The following is a 23,860-nucleotide window of genomic DNA, read 5'->3' as shown; positions in this document are numbered from 1 at the left end:
ACTTTCACCCATTAGAGCGCGCCCATGGCGCGCAAACCAAAAATGCCCCCGAAGAGCTTTCGCTCTCCGGGGGCATCCTCTCATCTGTTATCCCTCAATGGATATGTATCGTTTTTCCGGAACTTTCTTTGCTTCTTCCTTCGGGACATCCAGTGTTAAAATACCATTTTCGTATTTTGCGTGGATATCGTTTTCGGTAACACTCTCGCCTACATAGAAGGTACGGCTCATACTTCCGGCGTAACGTTCACGTCTGATGTATTTGTCTTTCTTATCCTTCTCTTCCTTGTCGAGACCCTTCTCAGCGCTGATGGTCAGGTAACCATCGTTTAACTCAAGCTGGATCTCGTCTTTCTTAAATCCTGGAAGATCAACGGCTACTTCGTAACCTTTCTCGGTCTCCTTTACATCTGTCTTCATCATGTTCTTTGCATGTTTACCATACAATGTTTTATCAACATCCGGAATCTCCGGGAATGAAAAATCCATCCAGTCATCAAATAAGTTTTCTCCAAAAATGCTAGGCAGTAACATAAGTCATCTCTCCTTTTTCTACCGGTCCACTTTCTGTGGAACCTCCCATGTTTTTTACCTTTGTTTTGGAACCTCAGACGAAGGAACTCTGGGGAATCATCTTCTCTTTTTGTTCCCTCTTCCTTTGTTCTGACTATGTTATACCACCACTTATTAGCACTGTCAATAGGTGAGTGCTAATTTTCTGTGAACTTTTTGTGAAGTCTTGATTTTACAGGATTCACAGGGATTTTTCACTTACTTTCGCACTCAATTTTCTTGGCTTGACCACATTTTTACGACAAACTCTTGGGAAAAATATATTTGTCTGATTCTATCATGAATGTTCTTTCACATACTGCAAAAATTCCGGTGTCTTTGACCAGTATTTTACACCCCAGTTTTCAAAATTCCATTCTTCCATGTAATCGTTGCACTCGAAATCAACATAATATATTTCTTCGTTATGTACAACAAAATTCGTTGGAAAATAATCAATATTTGTACTGGCAGCATATAATAGTTCACACATTCTATGTAATTGCCCGATATAGTCAGTTTTCATCTTGTCTTCTAAAACCAGCTGATAAATCGTGTCACCGTCAATAAACTCCTTCAAAATACGTTCATTTTTCACATCTGTTTCAAGCATGGAAGGCATCTTTATTCCGATTTCTTTCAATTTCCTGTAATCCCTGATTTCTGCCTCAAGCTTGTTTCCGAACTGATAATAATCACAAGGTTCATGATGTATCTGCTTCAAAACATACCTGTTATTTCCAGACTCTGCCAGATAAGAATATCCACCTTTCCCCTTTCCCAGCAATTTAATTATTGTATAGCTTTTCCCATTTACGGTCATTTCTTTATTCATGTGTTTCACCTTTGCTCTACACCACATTGTTTACTGATTTTTAATGTTCTGGTTCAATATTACAATAGAAATATCGTTTTTACAAAGGTTAAACGCGTAACCCGTCACAAAAGCCTTATGCATAGCAGATAATTTCATCTGCATGGATAAAGAGCGCATCGAGGGGTTTCGCAAAGCCTTTGAACAAGGAGAAACATATAGATGGGAGATACCAAAGACAGAAAAGGAAAGAATGCACTTTTATGAGGATAACTATATGCAACTGTTAAAAAGCAATGTTACCGCTGTTTTTGCAGTGTCCGATTTTTATGCACTTGAGTTTATGAGATTTTTACAAGGAAAGAACATTCGGATTCCAGAGGATATCCAGATTATCGGCTTTGATGATAACATGGCAAGCAGGGAATGCAATCCTTCCCTCACAACGATTCATCAGGAAGCTGGCTTAAGGGCGAAAGCGGCAATTGAATGTCTGGAGGCAATGCGCGATGGAGCAGAATATAAGACAGAAATCGTGTTACCGGTTGATTTAATAAAAAGGGAAAGTACGAGGAAATTATAATGTCAAAGTTTATGAAATCGTTATGTAAAATAGCAATTCCAGTCACATTGCAAAGTATGCTGCAAGCATCATTTTCAATTGTTGACCAGATCATGATCGGACAGTTAGGCGAAACAAATATATCAGCAGTTGGATTATGCGGTAATTTTTCACTGATTTTTTCAGTGGTGATCGGTGCGGTAAGCACGGTTGCGGGGATATTAATCGCTCAGTTTATTGGTGCACAAGAAACAAAAGAAGCATGGTGCAGTTTTGATGTGAGCCTCATCTGCGGAATTGTGATATCAGCATTGTTCCTGCTTGCAGCCGAAGGTTTTCCGTCGCAGATTCTTGGACTGTATACGAAAGATATGAGTATTATAAATACTGGTGCGGTTTATTTTAAAATCGTAGCATTTTCTTATATTCCAATGGCTGTCAGCAATATTTTATCCTCCTGGCTGCGCTGTAAGGAGCATGCCACGATACCATTTCTGGCAAGCTTTGGAGCAGTTGGTGTAAACACAGGACTGAACTATCTGCTGATATTTGGGAAATTGGGATTTTCATGTATGGGAATAAAGGGAACTGCGATTGCCACACTTATTTCGCAGTTGTTTAACCTGGTATTTATTGTTATCGGATTTGTCTTATGTACCAGAAAAGATGGAGATAAACCGGTGTTATCTCTGCATTTTAAAAAAATCACAATCCGTGATTATCTGGTAATGATTATGCCGATTCTGATCAGCGAATTTTTATGGAGTCTCGGGCAAAATGTTGAATCGGCTGTTTATGGACATCTTGGCACATCAAACCTTGCAGCCTATACCCTTACCGGTCCGATACAAGGACTTATCGTAGGCGCACTTAGTGGATTGTCTGCGGCTGCCGGTGTGATGGTCGGCAAGAGGCTTGGCAGGAAAGAATATGATGAGGCTTACACAGAGTCGAAGAAGATTATGTATGCCGGCTTATTTGGTGCAGTAACGGTATCGGCTTTGCTCATTCTTTTGGCTGGAGTATATACCGGATTATATCGTGTTGATGACAGCGTAAAAGAGCTTGGAAGAACACTGCTTATCGTATTTGCCTTGTATGCTCCGGTCAAGGTAGAAAATATGATACTTGGCGGGGGCATTATAAGAAGTGGCGGTAACACCAAAATCATTATGATTATTGATATTGTTGGCACATGGTGTATTGGAATTCCACTGTGTCTGCTTGCAGCATATATATACAAGTGGGGAATTGTTGGTGTGTATACATTGCTTACCACGGAGGAATTATTCCGGCTTGCTGTATCGTTAATTATCTTTAGAAAGCGTAAATGGATAATTAGTTTATGCTGATTTACTTTCCTGCGGGATTTTCATCCTGACTTTCCTGTTTTGCCTTGGTTATTTTGCATATCCCATAATATGTATGATTTTGTCCGGCCATCAACGCTTTGATTATGCCCAGAAGGCGTTAAAGCTTCATTGTGCCAGCTATGTTTTAAAACCTATAGATAAGACACAATTATGTGGTGAAATCCGGCACGCACTAGAACTTAAGCAAAATCAGTCTCATCAAGAGTCTGCAGCTTCCATATCATCCATTGCTCCTGCTAAAACAGCTCAGGATCAGCTGGCAGAGGATGAAGACTTTATTTTCCGTGTACGAACCTATATCTATTCCAATTTATCCGATCCTGATCTGAACCGTTCTTCTATTGCAGAATATCTGCATATGAGTCCGGATTATTTATCTTATGTATTTCATCAGAAATTTAACCAGACTCTTAGTGCTTACATTACATCCATGCGCATTGATAAGGCAAAGGAGCTTCTTGAAAGAACCAACTGGGGAATGGATATTATTGCAGAAAAAACTGGATTTTCCAGCAGCTCCTACTTTCATAAACAATTCAAAAAAAATAACCGATATTACTCCGCAGCAATACCGGTCTGAATAAAATTTTTATTATCTATCGAACAGAAAACACTTTCGTACCGTGTGCAGGTACTACGACGGTTAATGCTTCCTTTCCGCTATGTAAAACCTCACCACTCCACAGCTCGGTAAATTCATAGGAATCCTTATCCGGTTCCCGTCCCGACAGCTCTTCCATATTCAAACAGATCTCCAGATCAGTATCACTGAGATTAAACAGTGCTGCCGTAATCATGCCGGTTTTTGTGCTTGTATTTTTCCAATCAGCCTCCCCATCTGATCTTCGCAGCTGTTCTCCCCTGAAGTCCTCGGAAAGTAACACCAACAGCTCTTTATTAGTGAGAAGACTCAATGTAAAATCATCCATTTTGGTAAGCTCGGCACCAATCATCAGCAGAGAACGGAACATACACCATAGTGTCATCATGGTCTTCGCTCTTCCCTGGTAAACAGACAGTCTCTTTCTCCTGTCTCAAAGCCTTTACCGACCTTGCCGAGTGGCAGCATATCGCAATCCGGGAAACAGCCCTCTTTTACATGATCCTGCCATAGCTCACATCTCCAGAACATATTCTTAAGAAGCTCCCAGTTATCCCAGAAATCATCACACTTAATAAAATCAACACCCCAGGAAGCATACATCTCTATCAGGGAATCATAATAGCTCTGACCTGCTTCTGTATTTCTCACTCCATACATATCCGGATTCCATCCGCAGATCGAGGACGGATCTGCCACCATGTCTGCGGTAAAAAATGTTCCTTTAACAGGAAGATGCTTTTCTGCTGCCGCACGTGGATACCTCTCATAATATGAATACCGAATTTTAATCCAAGTTCATGTACATAAGAAGCAGGTGTGTAAATCCGCTTCCGTCTGCTGATGACGGAAATCTGCCGGGACTGGGCTGAAAACGCCCAAACTCATCCATTACGTCATCTCCAAACGGAATGTACTGAAATTCTTTGCGTTTTGTTCCGGCATCATTGGAATACCATTCAATGTCCGCAACAATATACTCGTATCCGAATTCCTTCAAATGCATAGCCATATACTATGCATTCTTTTTTACCTGTTCCTCATTCACCGTAGTGTCATAATAATCATAGCTGTTCCAGCCCATAGGTGGTGTAATCGCAAACTTATTCTTGTTCATCAAACTTATACTCCTTTATCATTTTATGAAGATCCTCTGTTTTATCCTTTGCGCCGGCATCATTTGCATGACATGCCCAGTCAATCTTTCCACCTTCACACATCATAAAGAATCCGGTGTCATTATCCAATACTTCAATACCCTTTTGTACATAGTCAGATAATGCCCATTCTCCATCTGCACGATCCATATCTTAATCCATAGCGTCGGAATCTGCTATTGCTCCAAGATAGTCAGATGCTGCCTGAAACTGGGGATAGCTCATACCATCACCAATAAACAGAAAACATATTTCGGTGCTTTTGCTGTTTCTTCTTGCGTCTGCGTTTCTGCAGATACTTCTGTTACGATTGTTTCCTGCTCTGTTGCTGCTGTACTTTCTGTCTGTGCCGGTGACGGTGACTCAGAAGAAGTCTGGTCTGCTGCAGGTGCTCCGGAGCATGCTGCCATAGACATTGCCATTACAACAGCAAGCATACCCTTCATCATACTCTTAATTCTCATAATCGTTTCTCCTCTCTGAAACATGTTTTGTTTTTCCTCTGCTTCACTATACAATACCGTTGTAAAAACCAATGTCCAAAGTAGGAAAAATTTGAGTAAATTCCGACACTTATTTTATGCAGTTCTATCTTTATGAGATTTCATCAACATCATAATACTTAAAATCCCGGAAGCAGGCACTTCCTCCTGTTTCCTCTGCCGCATAGCAGAACAGACCAAACCGGCAACCAGTAAAATGATCCAGTTTGAAGTACAGCTTATGCACGTTTCCGATGGGTAGCCAGTCTCCCTTATTTACCCGGTAATAGCAGCGTGCTTCATCCTTCATGTTACAGAAATCTGCTTCAAGACGAAAATCCATCTGGTGTGATTCAACAACAGTTCCTTCCGTCATATCCAATATACCATCTTCTTTTTTATCCAGCATAAGGACTTCATATTTTCCATGATGTTTTGTAATGCCAACTGCAGCATAACAGCTCTGCAACGCACACAAACCTGCGACATCGCCCTCTTTCAATGCAGAAGCATCAACAGTAACCTCAGCTGCGCAGGACGGATAACTCATCCTTTGCGTAAGCGTATTTACTGCCTGTGTAAGCTCTGTACAAACTTCCCGTGTTGTAATTGTATAGGTTCCCTGCAATGCATCCAGATGATAGTACCGTGGATCTGGATCATGATTAAACTGCCAGCGCGGAAGCAGCCCATTACAGAAATCATCACTTCCCACTAATGGCTGATAAATATATCCTGGTCTGGTACTGTGAACCTCTATTTCTTCCGGCACATGTCCGTTCTGTCCAAAAAACGGAAAATGATCCTTCCAGGTAACCGGAAGCAGAATAGGAATCCGTCCAACTGCTCCGGAATCCTGAAACAGCATTGCATACCACTTTCCATCCGGCGTATCCACTATTCCTCCCTGTGCCACGCCCTGCCCACAATATCCACGATCATCACAAAGTACATCTCCACCCGTGAATTCTCCTTCCAGAGAATCACTGTAAAAGCATGCTTCCGTCCGCATCCAGCGGTCTCTCAGGGAATGAACCAGAAAAATATAATAATAGCCGTTTATTTTTTGAATATGAGAACCCTCATAGCCTAGCTCCGGGTTCTTATGATCGCTGACTAAAAGACGATGTAATCCGTCCTTCTTTGGTGCAGTCAAATCTTCATTCAATTCTGTAATCCAGATTTCATCATTTCCATATACAATATAGTTTCTGCCATCCTCATCAAATAATAAAGAGCCGTCATGATAAAAGCCTTCTATCAGCTGCTTTTTCCATGGACCATCTATTTTTTCCGAAGTATACAAATAAGTCTTACGGGTATCATTTGCCACAAAGCAGATATAAAATCGGCCTTCATGATAGCGCAGGGAAGCTGCCCACATGCCCTGTCCGTAAATATTCTGACCGCTTTTCAGTTGCTGCGCATCCGTATGATCCAACGTCTCATAGACATAAGTCACATGCTCCCAGTGCACCAGATCAAAAGACTGCAGAATCTCACAGCCCGGCATAAAGTGCATGGTTGTGGATACCATATAATAGGTGTCTTCTACGCGGATCACGTCCAGATCTGGATAATCCAATCTTGTTATAGGATTTACATTCATTGTTTATTCCTTTCTGTTTTATCTCCATATTCTTTCTTTGTTCTATTCTATTTTTACTATTTTATCTTTGTTTCTTATCCGTCTGCCTTTTCAACTCTTCTCTGCCCCATTTCACTATTGCTAATATCACAATCTCACAGTAAAATATAATAATCGAAAACGATCCTGCACCATGTTATTCATCAGAAATTTCCGGTTTGCACAGATTTACCGGGAATAAACAGAAGGAGACCAGCATGAAGGAAATATAACATTTAATTCTGCAATACAAGGATTTATCTGCGCCGTTTCAGTCCGTGTTCCTTATAATACCTGTCTTTATCCTCATACATCAGGCGCTCCGATTCGTTTAAAAGCAGATCAATATCCTTAGGACCGTGTTCTTTCCATATCATGCCAACCGCCATTGTAACCTGATGTTCTTTCATATCCATGCGCAGTTTCTCAACGTGTTCCCTCAGGTCTTTTTCCTCAATTCCAAGACAAAGTACTAAAAATTCATCGCCGCCGATCCGATACAGACCATACCCCTTAAATACACCCGCTAAGCACTCACATGCCCTGATGATCAACCGATCTCCGGCTTCATGCCCCTGCTCATCATTGACCTTTTTCAGCCCTGTGATATCGCAGTACACTACACCGATCTGTTCCCCATTCCACTCATGCTCCACAAACCAGTCGACCGCATAACGATTGCCAAACTGAGTGAGCTGATCACGATAACTCATGCGTTCTAACTGATGGAACAGATTTCTTCTCCGAATGGAGGAAACAATAAAATATCCCATGATATGAAGCATATTGGAAGCATAATCTAATGATTTTACCGGTGGATTATCCACTCCGTAAAATCCAATGATCTTTTTCTCCCAATAAAGTGGAACAACCACCAGTGAATGGATATCCTGACGTTTCAGATTCTTATACTGTTCCGGATCTTCCTCTCTGATGTCCTCCAGATTTTCAATTACAATGTTTTTATCTTCTTGAAAATTCCGATACCAGTTGGCACATACTTCTGGTGGAATGTTCTGTAAATTATCTTTCTCCGGCTGGATTCCATTTGCAACCCACTCGTAAGTGTTGTCATCGTACCCATTCTCATTATGCTCAAAAATATATGTTCTCTCTCCATCTAATGCCTTTCCGATATATTCCAGAATGATGTCCAGCGATTTATCCGCAGAAGATGTTCCAAGGGCAAGACGCAGTCCCTCATTAACGATTTTTTCCAGTTTTTCGTAGCGGCGTACCACATTTTTCTGATGTTCCTGAGAACTTATATTCAGAGCAATCTCTATTCTATATCGTCTGCCATTGTTCTCCACAACAGTATCCTTAATTTTAAAGTATTTATTTAAAAGCGGGTTAAAATACCGCCACTCCTTAAACTGTCCTTCCTGCAGTTCATCATTATTGCAGATCGTACAGGGCAGGCTTGAATTCTGAAGCAATTCATAACATTTTTTGCCGGCAAGTTCCTCTTTTGAATGTATCCCATAAGTATCTCTCATCTTTTTATTCATATAAACCAGTTCATGGGTATCCGCATCTGCAACATATACATATTCATTCATATTTTCAAAAAAATTCCAGATTCTTTCCATACCATTCCCCATTTCGTGCTTAAAAAAACAATATTCTCATTCCTGACAAGCCTGAATACAAATATAAACTTGTTATCTATTATAACTCAAAATTCGACAATATACAGTATATTTTTTCATTTAACCAGAAAAAGGAAGTATGAAAAATAAAACATCATTTTTCACACTCCCTTTTTTCATTCAGGGCGACAGAAAGGTTCCCAAAACATTTATTTTATTGATTTATCCAAGGATCTCTGCTAAATCTGCTTCCGGTGTCGCAATCGGTGCAATGCCGTAATTTTCTACCAGATAATTTAAAATATTCGGTGAGATAAATGCCGGCAGTGTCGGTCCGAGTTTTATATTTTTAATGCCAAGATGAAGCAGTGTCAGTAAAATACAGACTGCTTTCTGCTCATACCAGGAAAGAACCATGGAAAGCGGCAGTTCATTGACTCCACATTCAAATGCCTCGGCAAGTGCCACTGCGACACGGATCGCACTGTAGGCATCGTTGCACTGTCCCATATCAAGGATTCTCGGCAGTCCACCGATCGTTCCAAGGTCAAGATCATTGAAACGGTATTTTCCACATGCAAGTGTTAAGATCATGGTATCCTTTGGCGTCTGTTTTACAAACTCTGTATAATAATTTCTTCCCACACGGGCGCCATCACAGCCTCCTACCAGGAAGAAATGGCGGATATCACCGGATTTTACGGCTGCGATCACCTGATCTGCCACGCCGAGTACCGTTCCGTGTCCAAATCCTGTCATGACCTTTGTTCCACCGTTGATTCCGGTAAATGCAGTATCCTCTTTGTAACCGCCAAGCTCTAACGCTTTTTCGATGACCGGTGTAAAATCCTTATCCTCTCCGATGTGAACCATTTCAGGATAAGATACTACCTCCGTTGTAAACACGCGGTCCGCATAACTCTCTTTGACCGGCATCAGACAGTTTGTCGTATAAAGAACCGGTGCAGGGATATTTGTAAATTCCTTCTGCTGATTCTGCCATGCAGTACCAAAGTTGCCTTTTAAATGCGGATATTTCTTTAATTCCGGGTAAGCATGTGCCGGCAGCATCTCACCGTGTGTATAAACGTTGATTCCCTTGTCTTTTGTCTGCTCTAACAAGAGCTTCAGATCATAAAGATCATGTCCGGTAATAACGATAAACGGTCCCTTTTCCACCATCAGAGGCACTTCCGTCGGTACCGGTGTTCCAAATGTTTCTGTGTTAGCACGGTCTAACATCTCCATGCAGGTAAGATTTACTTTTCCTGTTTCTAACACGAGTGGTAGCAGATCCCCCATCTCGAAATCTTCACCGACTGCAAATAAGGCACGATAGAAAAAGTCATTTACTTCCTCATTTGTATATCCGAGTACCATTGCATGATAAGCATAAGCTGCCATACCACGGATGCCAAATAAAATTAAGGATTTTAAGGAACGGATATCCTCATCTGCCTCCCACATCCGCTTCATATCATAATCATTGGTATTGCCGCACGGTGATATGCAAGTCGTACATCCAGGTGCAACTTTCGCTTTTTCTTCTCTGACACGGGCGATCATTTCACGCAGTGTCTCATCATTAAAATTCACATTTGTGATGGTTGTAAATAAACCTTCTATTATAATGCGGTCCGTCTGCTCTGTCTTTGGGTTGTTCATGCAGGCATGTGCAAGTCCCACAAGTGCTCCTGTCAGTTCATCCTGCAGATCCGCTGTTGCACTCTTCTTTCCACATACACCGGCAGCTCCCGTACATCCGCTGCATCCCGCTGTCTGCTCACACTGAAAACAAAACATATATCATCCTCCATTTATGTGTGTAAAAATGTTATTTTCACACTATCTTCGTTTTTCTTAATCTAAAATTTTTCCGTCAATTGAGATCGTCACAACATTCCATGGAATGAATTTTCCGCTGTTCTTTAATGCAGTCACTGCTGCATGCTCGATTCCTCCACAGCAAGGTACTTCCATTCTCACGATCGTCACGCTCTTAATATCATTATTTTTAATGATCTCTGTCAGTTTTTCACTGTAATCCACATCATCTAATTTCGGACATCCGATCAGTGTCACTTTTCCACGGATAAAATCCTGATGGAAATTACCATACGCATATGCGCTGCAGTCTGCCGCGATCAAAAGTTTTGCCCCGTCAAAATAAGGCGCATTGACCGGTGCAAGTTTGATCTGTACCGGCCACTGACGTAATTCTGAACTGACCGGTGAAGCTGCACTCTGATTTTCTTCTGCAGGTTTTCTTTCAAGCTGACGCATTCTTGCACCCGGACATCCACCGGAAAGTGCCTGTCCCATTGCCTGCATTTTTTTCTTTTTATTTTCCTGGACTGCTGCCTCATCATAAGCTGCCGCCTCACGCTCTATAAAAGAAATTGCTCCAACCGGACAGTTTGGCAGACAATCACCAAGTCCGTCACAATAATCATCACGAAGCAGTTTTGCCTTTCCGTCCACGATGCCGATCGCACCTTCATGACAAGCCTCTGCACAAAGACCACATCCGTTGCATTTTTCTTCGTCTATCTGTATTACTCTGCGTACCATATAAATTCCTCCTGTTTTCTGCGCTCTTGACATTACTCGTACACTATACTAGAATTTTTCTCAAAAGTATGTTGTCATAACAACATTAAAAAAAAATTTAAAAAAGAAGGTTTCTCTTTTATGGATTATCAGTTTTTAAGTCAGACAATGCTGTTTTCGGGCGAATCGCCGGAAGAAATTAAAGAAATGCTCTCCTGTCTTGGAGCAGTCACAAGAAGTTACGGAAAAGGCGAGATCATCTATCACGCCGGGGAATGTGTTCATTCCATGGGACTTGTACTGTCCGGAAATGTTCAGATTGAAAATGATGATGTATGGGGAAATCACAGTGTATTAGATGACATAGCCCCCGGCTTTTTCTTCGCTGAAACTTACGCAAGCCTGTCAAAAGAACCTCTGATGGTCAATGTTGTCTCTGCATCCGCAAAGACAGAAGTATTGTTTTTAAATATAGGACGGCTGCTCACAACCTGCAATAACAGTTGTTCACATCACAACCGCCTGATCCATAATATGTTTTTTATTTCGGCACGGAAAAATCTGCTTCTCTCCCGCAGGATCTTCCATACCACACCAAAATCGATCCGCGGACGGCTTCTCTCTTACCTTTCTGCACAATCTGCCGCTGCGAAAAGCCTTGATTTTACGATACCATTTAACAGACAGCAGCTTGCCGACTACTTAAACGTAGACCGCAGTGCCCTGTCTGCAGAACTATCAAAAATGCAGCGGGAGGGACTCCTTAAAACGGAGCGCAATCATTTTATTCTGCATGAAGATTCCCTCGACTCTGATCTCTGATCATGCTGCAAGTGAATCCACTGCATGATAGGACATCACGATTCTTATGCCATATGCACACAGTACCAGTCTTCGTCTACCTGTCTTGCTTCTTCTCCGACGGAGACGATCGGATGATCCATATCATTCAACGGAATATATTCAACGCATCCTTCCCTGCCATCCGACATAATAACCTGCTGATGTCTGTATACTTTTACCATATTTTTTATAAATATATTGAGAAGATTCTGGTCAAGTCCTTTGTATCCCGCAGTTACAAACCACTGCAGCACATCAAACGGAACCTTCTCTTTTTTATAACTGCGCGCAGAAAGCATTGCATCATAAATATCCGAAATTGATGTAATTCTTGCAAAATAAGAAATGGAGTTTCCTTTTAAACCATCCGGATAACCGCTTCCATCTAATTTTTCATGATGCCAGCGCACCGCATATCGCACATCTTCGTTGATATCCTCCCCAAGCAGTTCAAAAGAATAAAGCGGATGTCTTTTCATAACCTCAAATTCTTCCGGAGTCAGTTTTCTCGGTGCATTTAAAATTTCTTCCGGAATCTTCGTCTTTCCAATATCATGAAGCACACCTGTTAAAATCAGACTCCGGATGTCTTTTTCATCGAGTCCTAACCATTGTCCCATGATTCCGTTTAAAAGTGCAACATTTAAGGAATGTCTCTGCAATGCCTCGTCAACCGGTCTTGGCACGGTAATACACTGGAAAATCTCTCCGGCATCCACGGATACCATTCTGCTGTATACTTTCTCCATCATACCTTCCACTTCAGCATGATTGACAAACATCACATTTTTACTCATCTGAAGCACATGGTCGACGCCTTTGCGCAGTTCTGTATACCCGGTTCTGTTTTCCAACATTTTCTGCTGTATTTCAGCCGGACGGTCTTTTCCCTTCATGATATACTCGTAAGATCCGCGGAATGTTGTAATATAATTATTGCCATCGCTGAAATTGATCAGTTTATCAAGTTTGCTTTTCGTGATAACTTCTCCGCTCGGCACTAAAAGTACACTTCCATTATAATTGTAAAGATTATCTGATAAAACAAGTCCTTCCCACAAGTACTCCATCGGTACTTTTTCGAGACGTTCTGTTTTTTCGTATTTTGCCATAACCGGTCCTCCATTCATATATGAATGTATCGGCATTTTTCTCTGTCACATTAATCGGAAATCAATATCTGTCTCACTTTTAACAGGTCCATCTGCATCAGCACATGATCTGCATCCGGTCTCTGACTGATATCAGGTGAAATATTCGAGTGAATATAAAATGTATGAAGTCCGACCTCTTTTGCCCCCCTGATGTCACTGACTGCATCATTTCCGATCATAATACTCTCCTCCGGTAAAATGTGATGTTTATCCAGTAAAAGATGAAAGAAACGTGGATCCGGTTTTTTCACTTTGCACGCGGATGACAGAAAGATATCATCAAAATAAGGCTCTAACCCCAAAAGATTCAGTTCATATGCAGTGAAAATACGCTGTGCATTCGAAAGCAGATATACTTTTTTTCCTCTTTCACGCAATGCCGCAAGAAGTTCCTCTGCCCCATCATAAAGTCTGATATATTCTGTGGAAAGAATCCGGAAAAACTGCCCCGCATGAATGGCAAGTTCTAAGTCTGCCTGCACTCCTTTTTCCTGAAACAGCGCAAGAAAAACTTCCTCAATCTCTATCTCCGGATGTGCTTCATGGGTATCATCTTTTTTCATATCTGCCTCTGATCCCATCTCCTGCCGCAGGGCATCCTCTTTCTGTCCTGTGAGGCGTGCATATGCATTTTTCAGTTTCTGCGCTGTATAAGCTGCACCGTAATATCCGTAAAACTGCGCAAGTTTTTCCCATAAATCCGGTTTTTCCTCATCCGTGTGAATATCCACTAAAGTTCCATATAAGTCAAATATATAATTTTCGTATTTCATGTTAATTCTCACTCTTCTGCACCAAAATCCTTTTTCACTTTTGCACAAAAATCTTATTTTTTCACACTGTTTTCCACTTTGCACAGCCTTATCATATTAATTTCTCTGCATTTTATAAAAAAATAACATGTTTATATGGGAAAATCAACCGGATGTGGCATAATCATTACAATTTGCCCGTTTTTTTAATATATTCGCCCTGCACTTTTCTATCCTAAATTTTTTCTAAGACCAATCAGAATCTTTTTTTCAAGCCTGCTGACCTGCACCTGCGTCATTCCAAGTTCTTTTGCAGTCTCGCTCTGCGTCCGGTTTTCAAAATAACGGCACCGGATTAGATTTTTTTCCCGCTCATCCAGTAGTGCTAACAACTGCTCGATCACCATCCGGTTTAAGACCGCTTCCTTTTCCGGTTCATCTATGCCGTTTTCTTCTCTTTCACACAACTGATCGACCATTAAAAGCTCGTCCCCGTCTTTCTCATAGACCGGCTGATAAATAGATTCCACATCCCTTGCTGATTCCATTGCCATAATGATCTCGCCACAGCTTAACCCTGTCCGCTCTGCAATCTCAACCATTCCCGGCTCTCTTCCAAGTTCTCTCCACAATTCCTCTCGTGCACGTCCTGCCTTATAAGCATTTTCCTTTAACGTCCGGCTTACCTTCACCATACCGTCATCCCTTAAAAACCTGCGGATTTCCCCCATGATCACCGGAACAGCATACGTAGAAAATGCAAGATTTAATGAAAGATCAAATTTATCTACCGCCTTCATAAGTCCGATGCATCCAATCTGGAATAACTCCTCCCTGTCATGCCCACGGTTTTCAAACCGGTACACGATCGTATGTACAAGTCCAAGGTTTCCTGCGATCAGTGCATCCCTCGCACTTTTATCCCCCTCATGTGCCTGCTGCATCAGTTCCTTAAAATGCTCCATATCAGACGCCCATCCCTGCGCCGATCTTTTTTTTCATTATCACTGTAGTCCCTTTTCCGGGTGCCGAATGTACCTCCACTTCATCCATAAAGGCTTCCATAAAGGCAAATCCCATACCGGAGCGCTCCAGTTCCGGTTTTGTTGTAAAAAAAGGTTCCATGGCTTTTGGTACATTTTCAATTCCATGACCATGATCCTTTACCGTGATCTCAGCGCAGTTTCCACACAGTTTACAGGATACTTCCACCTTTTCCTTTGGACTGTCGTACCCGTGGATAATCGCATTGGTCACCGCCTCCGAAACAGCAGTCTTAATATCTGAAATTTCATCCAGTGTCGGGTCTAATTCCGCTACAAACGCAGCTACTGCCATTCTTGCAAACCCTTCATTTACTGACCTTGCATCAAATTCGAGTTTCATTTCGTTCTCATTACTATGATCTGTCTGCATATTGATTCTCCATTTCATTTTCTGATTTTCACTTTTTTAATCCTGCATGTCCCATTCTTTTCTGACCAGATCCGTCCGGATCAGCTTCTGCAGTCCTGACACCATAAATATTTTTTTTACACGCTCGTTCATATTCATCGCCATCACTTCCCCACCGGAAAATCCCATACTCTTGCACCTTCCAATGATCACACCGATCCCTGAACTGTCCATGAACTCCGTCTCCCGAAAATCAAATACAAGCCGTCTGACATGGTATGCCCCGATCAGATAATCTGCTTCCAGCTTAAGTCTGCCCGCCTCATGATGATCAAGCTCTTTTGGCATCTGAATCGTTAAACACCCTTCCTTTAATTGATATTTTTCTTCCATAAATACTCCTTTCCCAGCGCTCCCTGATTCGTGATATCATTGATAAAATGCCTTTTTGTGAAATAAAAAGACGCCTGATATTATCCAGACGTCTTTTGTATAATGGCATTGCTGATATTTAATTTTGTTTATTCCAAATATCCTATTCCTCAATATTAAGATAATTCTGTGCATTTGCTGCACGCTCTGTACCAGGATAGAGTTCTACGATCTTCTGGTAATAAATCTTTGCTGTCTCAAGATCATTGTTCTTGCGGTATGCCTGTGCCAGATAATACAGTGCATATCCATCTTTGTAGGTCTCTTCCATGTCTACAACTTTCTGTAAACTTGTGGCAGCCTCCTCAAACTTCTGGCTGTTATAATCGCTGTATCCCTGATTATATAAGGACTCTAAATAGTCTGCATTGACCTGTGCATTGATCGTCTCATAAACACTCTTAGCACTGTCACTTAAATATTCCTCATTGACATTGCCAAGCGCATTGCCTGCTGCCTCAATATCTCCATCCGAATAGGATGCATATGCGGATAATAACTGGTCATATGTGCTGATCTTATTCTCGGAACCTTCTGCGCTGTCCTTGACCTCAGTGATCTGGCTCGTCAGATCATCAATCTGCTTCTGCAGTGTACTGATCTCCTGATTCTTGGACGAAACAGTGTTATTCGCATCGAGCACCTGCGCTTTGGCATCATTCTGCACCTGACGGCGCACACCCGGTACAACCAGAAATCCGGTAATTGCCGCACCGATTGCGATACCGATGACCATATTAAGAATCGTACTCATTGCGGAATTGTCCTTTAAATACTTCGGCTGGATAATCGTCTCATTGCCGCTCTGGTAGGAAATCTGTTCCTCCTTCTGTTTCTTACCCGGCGTATTCTCCTTTAATCCTGCATTCACTTCTTTTAAATAACGAAGTGTGATCGTGTTATTTGCATCAATCTTTCCGGCGTTGCGCAAAGACTTCTTGGCAAGATCATATTTGCCCTCCTGAATATAGAGCAATGCTAAAAGCTGATGTCCACTGACTAATTTCGGGTTCAGTGACAGTACCTTTTTCAACTGGATAATCGCAAGATCACGGCTGTCCTGTCTGCAGTACAATAACGCCTGATTGTATTTTTTAATGGTCTGATTGATTGTCTCAAGTCTTGATCTGTTATTCTGTATTTCATCCAGATAACGGCTTGCGGCATTCTCAGCAGGCTGATAGTTCTTACTGATGACCCACTCTGTCAATGCCTCCACCACTTCGCCCATCTCAAAGTAGATGAGTCCCAGCAGATTTCTTGCATCTATATTTAATTTATTGAATTTCAGGCTTGTTTTCAAGCTTTCTATTGCTCCTGAAAGATCACGGACACTCGCCTTTGCCAGTGCATCATTGTAATATTCATTGGATGCCATGACAATTTTTTTATATATTTTTACATTTACGCCGCATTCAGGGCAGATATTTTCCCTTCCAAGCTTTGCTCCACAATTATAGCACTTCATTCTTTCCCTCACTTCATGAATTTACATTCGACTTTTCCAAAAGATGTCTTACATATTATGTTTTAACTCCTGCATCATCTCTTTTAAAACATCTGTCATATCTGTTAATTCATGATTATATATTGCCTGTTCTGCCTCTTCTACCTCTAAGCTCGGTTTAAAATTCTTTAATTCTTCTTCAAAATTAATCATAATCGACCTGTCCTTTTCTGCCATTTGTTTATGGCAAACATCTATTTTAAGATTCTTCTCTCCACCACATAATTAAGGGCAAAAAGAATCACCACTATATTATAATATAGTGGTGACAATAATCAAGTAAATTTATATTAAGTTTTTCGTAAAACTTCTGCCATATTCGACAGCAGTTTTATGAGCATTCTCTCGTCTTGATCTTATCCTGCAGCTTGTAAAACTCAGCTGCTTTTACATAATTCTGTACAAGCAGCTTGGTATCCTCGATCTGGATCACAGCTCCCGGATAAGTCCCCCGCAAAACGGTAACACATGCACCGCTCGCACTCTCGATCAGATTGCGCAGCTGCTTTGCCTCTTCTTTGCTGTGTGCTAATGTCGCAGTATCACGGATCTTGATACGGAGCAATGTCACTCGCCTCGGATCGTCTTTGTAGCTGACTCCACGCGCTTTTTCCAGCTCTTCAAACTTGCGCAGCCCCTCTTCAATCTGTGCCAATCCCTGACTCAACTCCTGAATCGTCTTTTCTAACTGTCTGAGTTTTGCATATCCTTCCGGACTTGCACCAGCCATAATAACGGTCTTTTTCTCGGCATCATTTCCTAATGTCGTAACCTCGATTCCACACACTCCATGTGTAAGGCCACCGATGATGCTTCCGCGTTTTCCATTCATGATGATCTTTCCAAAGCACTGTACCTGACAATCCATCAACACATCTGCACGGATATCGCCTGCACATTCAATACGGGTAAATTCAAAAAACTTTGCGGTAATACTGCCTTTTGTCTTTACTGATGCCTTATTTCCACCGAGCATTCCACTTCTTAAAATAATATCTTTCCCTGCCTCTAAAGTACATGCCTCGACGATTCCATCCACTGTGATCGTACCGCTTGCTTTTACTATAACGCCGCTTTCCACGCTTCCGTGGATCACAACATCACCATGAAAATCAATGTTGCCACTGGAAAGATCTGCATTGCCGGACAATTCATGTACCGGAAGGATCACAACCCTGTCATTCTGTGTCTCGATCTTACCACTCATCAGCGCAACATAGGTATTATCATCCTTGCGTTCAAATCCTTTTCCTTTCAGTGGAAGCTGTTCTCTTCCCCGCTTTGCAGGTATCGGCTTTCCAGTGACTGTCTTGCCGTCTATTCCCTCCACACAAGGATGGTACTCCGCGATCACCTGATCCTGCACCACAGACTCTATCGACTTTACAGACCAGTAATCCACGGTTCCATCCGGACGTATCAGCGGTTTTTTATCAAAGTTGCAGTTAAAATTGTAATCATAATAACCGTCTTTTCCGTCTACCGGCTCTGTTCCCTGCGCAACTAACGTCTCCACACCATATTTTTTTTCATCAATCAGCTCCGTCAACGCTGCTTCATCTATTCCGTACTTGACACCTCTGTCATCCAATGCTTTCTGCAATGATTCAATTGTATATTCTCCCCCATCGTCTGGTGTTATAAGCATAACATACGCTTCCATGCTATCTGCCGTCATCCGTACGATTGGTTTTTCTTCTGTTACCATAGGCGTGCTCCCCAATTCTTTCTGATGTATGTATATATAGTAACGTAGAATATTCCTTATCTTATATAATACTAGTATTTTTATGCTTTTTCAAGTAAATTCTTTAACACAACGCATCCTTTTTGGTGCTATTTTACCAAAAAGAGCTATACAAGGCAGGCACCACTTTACCGGCTGACCAGTAAAGATGATACCCATCGTGCATAGCTCCTTCTTATTATATCATGAAGCAATGCTTCATGATCATGATCTACACGAGCTTCGCTCGGCAGTCTTATTATATCATGTGCAAAATCAGCACATGATACAATTCGCCGTTCTTGCGCTCATTATCTTGCAATTATTTTGACATCTGTGCCAAACGTTCTTTGACCTGCTCCATCATCTGTTCGTATCCGGCAAGTTTGTCCTTCTCTTCCTGCACTTTTGCTTCCGGTGCTTTGCTTAAGAATTTTTCATTCGAAAGCATTCCCTTAGAACGTGCAAGCTCTTTCTCTAAACGTGCCTGCTCTTTTAACAGACGCCCTTTTTCCTTCTCGAAATCAACCAGATCTTCTAATGGCAGATACAGTGTAGCGCCAGGGATCACAACAGATACTGCATCCTCCCCGATGCCTGTCTTATCCTGCTGCACCATGACCTCACTTGCTCCGGCAAGGTTTGCATAAGCCTCTTTGGTCAGTTCAAAGGAATCACGCAAAGCGGCATCTTCAGCAACAATAAAGATTTTCGCTTTTCTTGATGGCGGAACATCCATCTCTGTGCGCACATTACGGACACCTTTTACCAGATCCTTGCAGTGCTCTAACATTTCTTCCTCTGCCGGGAAATTCCAGTCAGCACGGTACTCCGGCCATTTTGCAAGCATGATCGTGTCTTCTTCCGGATGCAGTGTGCAGAAAATCTCTTCTGTGATAAACGGCATGAACGGATGAAGCAGTTTTAATGCCTCTGTCAGTACGGTCTTTAATGTCCAGAATGCTGCGTTTGCAGATGCCGGATCATTTTCTTTATTATAAGTACGAGTCTTAGTGATCTCAATGTACCAGTCACAGAATTCATCCCAGATGAAATCATAAACTTTCTGTACGGCGATTCCCATCTCGTACTTATCCATATTTTCTGTCACGTCTTTTGCAAGTGTGTTTACCTTGGATAAGATCCACTTATCTGCCGGTTTTAACTCATCCAGTGACGGCTCCTTGATCTCGCTTCCCTCAAGGTTCATCATGATGAAACGGGATGCATTCCACACTTTATTTGCAAAGTTTCTTGATGCCTCAACACGCTCCCAGTAGAAACGCATGTCATTTCCAGGTGCATTTCCGGTGATCAGTGTCAGGCGGAGTGCGTCTGCACCGTATTTGTCGATAACTTCCAGCGGATCGATACCGTTTCCTAAAGATTTACTCATCTTACGTCCCTGGGAATCACGAACCAGTCCGTGGAATAATACGGTATGGAACGGTGCTTTTCCCATCTGCTCATAACCTGAGAAGATCATACGGATAACCCAGAAGAAAATGATATCGTATCCGGTTACAAGTACGTCTGTCGGATAGAAGTAATCTAAGTCTTCTGTCTTTTCCGGCCAGCCTAATGTGGAGAACGGCCAGAGTGCGGATGAAAACCAGGTATCTAAGGTATCCGGGTCCTGCTCCATATGGTCACAGCCGCATTTCGGACATTTTTCCGGCGCAGTCTTTGCTACGACCATCTCACCACAGTCCGGGCAGTAATAAGCCGGAATACGATGTCCCCACCAGAGCTGTCTGGAAATACACCAGTCACGGATATTGTCTGTCCAGTTAAAATATGTTTTCTCCATGCGTTTTGGAAGTAACTGGATATCTCCATTTTTTACTGCCTCAACAGCAGGTTTGATCAGCTCATCCATCTTTACAAACCACTGCTGTTTTACCATCGGCTCTACGGTTGTGCCACAGCGGTCATGGGTTCCTACATTATGGGAATGTGGCTCTACTTTTACAAGAAGTCCCTGTTTCTCAAGATCTTCCACTAATGCTTTTCTGCACTCATAGCGATCCATGCCCTCATATTTTCCGGCATAATGATTCATCGTTGCATCATCATTGATAACCGTGATTTCTTCTAAGTTATGGCGTTTTCCGACCTCAAAGTCATTCGGGTCATGTGCCGGTGTGATCTTTACGCATCCGGTTCCGAACTCTTTATCAACATACGCATCAGCGATCACCGGGATCTCGCGGTCTGTCATCGGAAGTTTTAACATTTTTCCAACAATATCTTTGTATCGGTCATCATCCGGGTTGACTGCAACTGCGGTATCACCAAACAATGTCTCCGGTCTTGTTGTTGCGATCTCGACAAATCTGCCTTCTTCACCGACAACCGGATAGTTGATGTGCCAGAAAAATCCGTCCTGCTCCTCATGTTCTACCTCAGCATCCGAGATAGATGTCTTACATACCGGACACCAGTTAACGATACGGGAACCCTTATAAATCAGTCCTTTTTCATATAATTTTACGAATACCTCAAGCACTGCCTCAGAGCAGCCTTTGTCCATGGTAAAACGCTCTCTCTCCCAGTCAGCGGAAGATCCCATTTTCTTTAACTGGTTGATAATGCGGCTGCCGTACTCATCACGCCACTCCCAGCATTTTTCAAGGAAACCTTCTCTTCCGAGATCACGTTTGTCAATGCCCTGTTTTTTGAGGTTCTCGATTACCTTAACCTCAGTTGCAATGGAAGCATGGTCTGTACCAGGCTGCCACAGTGCATTATAACCCTGCATTCTCTTATAACGTGTTAAAATATCCTGCATGGTGTTGTCAAGTGCATGTCCCATGTGAAGCTGTCCTGTGATATTTGGCGGCGGCATTACAATGGTAAACGGCTTTTTGCTACGGTCTACCTCGGCGTGGAAATAGCCGTTATCTTCCCATTTTTTGTATAAACGGTCTTCAATGCTTTTTGGATCGTAGGTCTTTGCTAATTCTTTACTGCAATTCTGACACATAATCTGTTCTCCTTTTTTAGTTCTGATAGATAGGCGGTTTTGATTCACAGGACATAATTTCCTATGAATCAAAAAAACCCTTTGTATTCCATTCGGAATACAAAGGGCGAATATGCTCGCGGTACCACCTTTGTTGGTGCTCATATCCAGCCAGTCCATGCCTGACCGGTCATCCTGTAACGTGGATGAGTCGTGAATACCTGTGCATACCTGCAATACCTGTTCTTATGTCCTGTCATACAGCTATACTTTCTCAGTATTCCGGTTCAAAAGCTACCTTCCACATATCTTTCTCTGGGATGTCTTTCAGCCGGTGAACTTCCCTCTCTGCAAAGAGTTTATGTGTACTCTTCTTTCTCACAACCTTTGTTTTTTGCTGTTTTTATCATACGAGGGGACGCATGGTTTGTCAACTGTTTTTTTAGATCTCTTCCTTGCAGCAAAGAATCCTCCCGTAAATGCAAGCGGGATCGTGAACATAATAATAAATGGCGACGATCTTCATCCATACCGGCTGTATTCCTATTCTTCCTCTGATTCCTCGTCATCCACGATCGCTGCCGCAGCGCCTGATACTGCTGACACTACTGCAACCACAGTTGCTATGAGCACTACTAAAAGTAAACAAATCAGAAAAATCCATAATCCTGTCTCCGTCATATTACTCTCCATTTCTATGTGTACTTTGCAAATGGTCAGCCTGTCCGATTTCAGCTGCACCTGTTGTACCCCAACACATCCGATCTTTTTTCTACCAATTATAAATAATAGTATAGCACAAAACTGCCTTGTTTACCAGTGACATCGTCAAAGATTTTTAATCAAAAATGAGACCACCTGTCTGGCAGTCTCATTTTTTATAGTACAGCAATTTTTTACAAATTTTTGAACAGACTTGTTAACCCTTTACACTACCGAGTGCAACACCCTGTACGATATGTTTTGATAAAAACAGATATACAATAATAACCGGAAAGATGGAGAATGCAATCATCACATATACCTGCCCCATATCGAATTTGAGCCAGTCAGCAGCACGCAGCTGTGCGATTAAGATAGGCAGTGTCTTTTTCTTATCGTCGTGCAGGATCAATGCCGGTGTGAAGTAATTATTCCAACTGCTTACAAAAGTAAAGATCATCTGTACGGCGATCGCTGGCTTCATTAATGGCATTACGATAGAGTTAAATGTACGGAACTCCCCAGATCCATCAATGCGCGCTGCCTCAACCAGTGACAACGGCAGTGTACTTTCCATGTACTGTTTCATATAGAAAAATGTAACCGGAGCTGCGATTGTCGGCACGATCAGAGGAATAAAGGAATCCTCTAAATGCATACCAGATACAAGTTTAATAAATCCAAGTGCAGTTACCTGTGTCGGGATCATCATGATCATCAAAATAAACGGATAAATATATTTTTTCAGTTTGAAATCATATGCATGGATCGCATAAGCTGTCATCGTTGAAAAATATACACTGAGTATTGCACTGAGTGAGGAAACGATCAGACTGTTGAACATACCGTTCCAAACTGGAAGTGTTCCATTTCTTAAGTTCTTCCAGTTTTCCCACAAATGACTGCTTGGAACCAGTGTAAAACCGGACTGCATCTCACCATTTGATCTGGTCGCATTAATAAATAATACATAAAACCAGAACAGACATAATATAGAAACAATGATGAGTACAACGTATGCGATTGTTCTTCTTGCATGAATACCTACGCCTTTTTTCAAATTACGATTTTCAT

26 protein-coding genes are annotated in these 23,860 nt (G+C 41.9%); 4 read left to right on the top strand and 22 right to left on the bottom strand.

All coding sequences use genetic code 11. From position 1 onward, the window contains the following. Positions 1–87 precede the first annotated feature (87 nt). Positions 88–534 (bottom strand): Hsp20/alpha crystallin family protein, encoded by a 447-nt coding sequence (locus tag DXA60_RS17230; RefSeq protein WP_006858190.1) that lies wholly within the window; start codon positions 532–534, stop codon positions 88–90. 316 nt (positions 535–850) lie between these two features. Then, positions 851–1,387, bottom strand: coding sequence for a hypothetical protein (locus DXA60_RS17225; protein ID WP_117922529.1), 537 nt, complete (start codon positions 1,385–1,387; stop codon positions 851–853). A 142-nt stretch (positions 1,388–1,529) separates the two neighbouring features. Here DXA60_RS17225 and DXA60_RS17220 point away from each other — a divergent pair, with 142 nt between their 5' ends. The 3 genes from DXA60_RS17220 (at position 1,530) to DXA60_RS17210 (ending at position 3,881) form a co-directional block, all read left to right on the top strand. Then, positions 1,530–1,949: a substrate-binding domain-containing protein gene (locus DXA60_RS17220; protein WP_243006944.1), complete on the top strand. Its 420-nt coding sequence runs from the start codon at positions 1,530–1,532 to the stop codon at positions 1,947–1,949. Further along, positions 1,949–3,280, top strand: coding sequence for an MATE family efflux transporter (locus DXA60_RS17215; RefSeq protein ID WP_117922528.1), 1,332 nt, complete (start codon positions 1,949–1,951; stop codon positions 3,278–3,280). The genes DXA60_RS17220 and DXA60_RS17215 overlap by 1 nt, the downstream gene beginning before the upstream one ends. A 73-nt stretch (positions 3,281–3,353) precedes the next feature. Further along, positions 3,354–3,881, top strand: coding sequence for a response regulator transcription factor (locus DXA60_RS17210; RefSeq protein WP_117922527.1), 528 nt, complete (start codon positions 3,354–3,356; stop codon positions 3,879–3,881). Between the two features lie 16 nt (positions 3,882–3,897). On the opposite strand, the gene DXA60_RS19630 is transcribed toward DXA60_RS17210, so the two are convergent. The 9 genes from DXA60_RS19630 to DXA60_RS17175 form a co-directional block, all read right to left on the bottom strand. Next, on the bottom strand, positions 3,898–4,290 hold the full coding sequence (locus DXA60_RS19630) for a hypothetical protein (RefSeq protein ID WP_330414622.1): 393 nt from the start codon (positions 4,288–4,290) through the stop codon (positions 3,898–3,900). Beyond that, positions 4,287–4,562 carry a hypothetical protein gene (locus tag DXA60_RS19625; RefSeq protein ID WP_330414623.1) on the bottom strand — a complete coding sequence of 92 codons (276 nt, stop codon included), beginning with the start codon at positions 4,560–4,562 and terminating at the stop codon, positions 4,287–4,289. The genes DXA60_RS19630 and DXA60_RS19625 overlap by 4 nt, the downstream gene beginning before the upstream one ends. Before the next feature lie 127 nt (positions 4,563–4,689). Beyond that, a complete protein-coding gene (locus DXA60_RS19620) occupies positions 4,690–4,914 on the bottom strand; it encodes a hypothetical protein (protein ID WP_330414624.1) in 225 nt (74 codons plus the stop codon). 91 nt (positions 4,915–5,005) lie between these two features. Next, positions 5,006–5,209 (bottom strand): alkaline phosphatase, encoded by a 204-nt coding sequence (locus DXA60_RS17200; RefSeq protein ID WP_117922526.1) that lies wholly within the window; start codon positions 5,207–5,209, stop codon positions 5,006–5,008. A gap of 71 nt (positions 5,210–5,280) precedes the next feature. Then, positions 5,281–5,523 carry a hypothetical protein gene (locus DXA60_RS17195; RefSeq protein ID WP_117922525.1) on the bottom strand — a complete coding sequence of 81 codons (243 nt, stop codon included), beginning with the start codon at positions 5,521–5,523 and terminating at the stop codon, positions 5,281–5,283. A gap of 130 nt (positions 5,524–5,653) precedes the next feature. Next, positions 5,654–7,150 carry a glycoside hydrolase family 43 protein gene (locus DXA60_RS17190; protein ID WP_006858191.1) on the bottom strand — a complete coding sequence of 499 codons (1,497 nt, stop codon included), beginning with the start codon at positions 7,148–7,150 and terminating at the stop codon, positions 5,654–5,656. A gap of 275 nt (positions 7,151–7,425) precedes the next feature. Next, the gene (locus DXA60_RS17185; RefSeq protein ID WP_243006943.1) at positions 7,426–8,760 is read right to left on the bottom strand and encodes a sensor domain-containing diguanylate cyclase; all 1,335 of its coding nucleotides are present in this window, start codon (positions 8,758–8,760) and stop codon (positions 7,426–7,428) included. A gap of 222 nt (positions 8,761–8,982) precedes the next feature. Then, positions 8,983–10,563 carry a hydroxylamine reductase gene (gene hcp, locus DXA60_RS17180; RefSeq protein ID WP_117922523.1) on the bottom strand — a complete coding sequence of 527 codons (1,581 nt, stop codon included), beginning with the start codon at positions 10,561–10,563 and terminating at the stop codon, positions 8,983–8,985. 57 nt (positions 10,564–10,620) lie between these two features. After that, positions 10,621–11,331: a 4Fe-4S binding protein gene (locus DXA60_RS17175; RefSeq protein WP_117922522.1), complete on the bottom strand. Its 711-nt coding sequence runs from the start codon at positions 11,329–11,331 to the stop codon at positions 10,621–10,623. A gap of 120 nt (positions 11,332–11,451) precedes the next feature. On the opposite strand from DXA60_RS17175, the gene DXA60_RS17170 reads away from it, so the two are divergent. Continuing rightward, the gene (locus DXA60_RS17170) at positions 11,452–12,132 is read left to right on the top strand and encodes a Crp/Fnr family transcriptional regulator (protein WP_117922521.1); all 681 of its coding nucleotides are present in this window, start codon (positions 11,452–11,454) and stop codon (positions 12,130–12,132) included. 44 nt (positions 12,133–12,176) lie between these two features. Here DXA60_RS17170 and DXA60_RS17165 read toward each other — a convergent pair whose 3' ends face one another. The 11 genes from DXA60_RS17165 to DXA60_RS17125 form a co-directional block, all read right to left on the bottom strand. Beyond that, a complete protein-coding gene (locus DXA60_RS17165; RefSeq protein ID WP_117922520.1) occupies positions 12,177–13,265 on the bottom strand; it encodes an HD-GYP domain-containing protein in 1,089 nt (362 codons plus the stop codon). Positions 13,266–13,315: 50 nt separating this feature from the next. Beyond that, the gene (locus DXA60_RS17160; RefSeq protein WP_117922519.1) at positions 13,316–14,080 is read right to left on the bottom strand and encodes an HAD family hydrolase; all 765 of its coding nucleotides are present in this window, start codon (positions 14,078–14,080) and stop codon (positions 13,316–13,318) included. 209 nt (positions 14,081–14,289) lie between these two features. Further along, positions 14,290–15,024 carry a SigB/SigF/SigG family RNA polymerase sigma factor gene (locus DXA60_RS17155; protein ID WP_117922518.1) on the bottom strand — a complete coding sequence of 245 codons (735 nt, stop codon included), beginning with the start codon at positions 15,022–15,024 and terminating at the stop codon, positions 14,290–14,292. A gap of 1 nt (position 15,025) precedes the next feature. Further along, positions 15,026–15,475 (bottom strand): anti-sigma F factor, encoded by a 450-nt coding sequence (spoIIAB, locus tag DXA60_RS17150; protein ID WP_243006942.1) that lies wholly within the window; start codon positions 15,473–15,475, stop codon positions 15,026–15,028. Between the two features lie 36 nt (positions 15,476–15,511). Continuing rightward, entirely contained in the window at positions 15,512–15,847 is a 336-nt protein-coding gene (locus DXA60_RS17145; RefSeq protein WP_117922516.1) for an STAS domain-containing protein, read from the bottom strand. A gap of 142 nt (positions 15,848–15,989) precedes the next feature. After that, entirely contained in the window at positions 15,990–17,354 is a 1,365-nt protein-coding gene (locus DXA60_RS17140; protein ID WP_117922515.1) for a tetratricopeptide repeat protein, read from the bottom strand. A 48-nt stretch (positions 17,355–17,402) separates the two neighbouring features. Continuing rightward, on the bottom strand, positions 17,403–17,546 hold the full coding sequence (locus DXA60_RS18935; RefSeq protein WP_015560889.1) for a hypothetical protein: 144 nt from the start codon (positions 17,544–17,546) through the stop codon (positions 17,403–17,405). 178 nt (positions 17,547–17,724) lie between these two features. Further along, complete coding sequence (locus DXA60_RS17135) at positions 17,725–19,101, bottom strand: DUF342 domain-containing protein (protein ID WP_117922514.1); 1,377 nt, start codon at positions 19,099–19,101, stop codon at positions 17,725–17,727. Positions 19,102–19,441: 340 nt separating this feature from the next. After that, positions 19,442–22,105, bottom strand: a complete 2,664-nt coding sequence (locus DXA60_RS17130; protein WP_117922513.1) for a valine--tRNA ligase — start codon at positions 22,103–22,105, stop codon at positions 19,442–19,444. Between the two features lie 522 nt (positions 22,106–22,627). Then, positions 22,628–22,765: a hypothetical protein gene (locus tag DXA60_RS18930; RefSeq protein ID WP_186900032.1), complete on the bottom strand. Its 138-nt coding sequence runs from the start codon at positions 22,763–22,765 to the stop codon at positions 22,628–22,630. 238 nt (positions 22,766–23,003) lie between these two features. Beyond that, positions 23,004–23,846, bottom strand: coding sequence for a carbohydrate ABC transporter permease (locus DXA60_RS17125; protein WP_117922530.1), 843 nt, complete (start codon positions 23,844–23,846; stop codon positions 23,004–23,006). Positions 23,847–23,860 lie beyond the last annotated feature (14 nt).

This window comes from Roseburia sp. OF03-24, assembly GCF_003463035.1.
Lineage (GTDB): Bacteria > Bacillota > Clostridia > Lachnospirales > Lachnospiraceae > Roseburia > Roseburia rectibacter.
The sequence above is the reverse complement of the archived record's forward strand: the minus strand, read 5'-3'. Positions and strand labels throughout refer to the sequence as shown.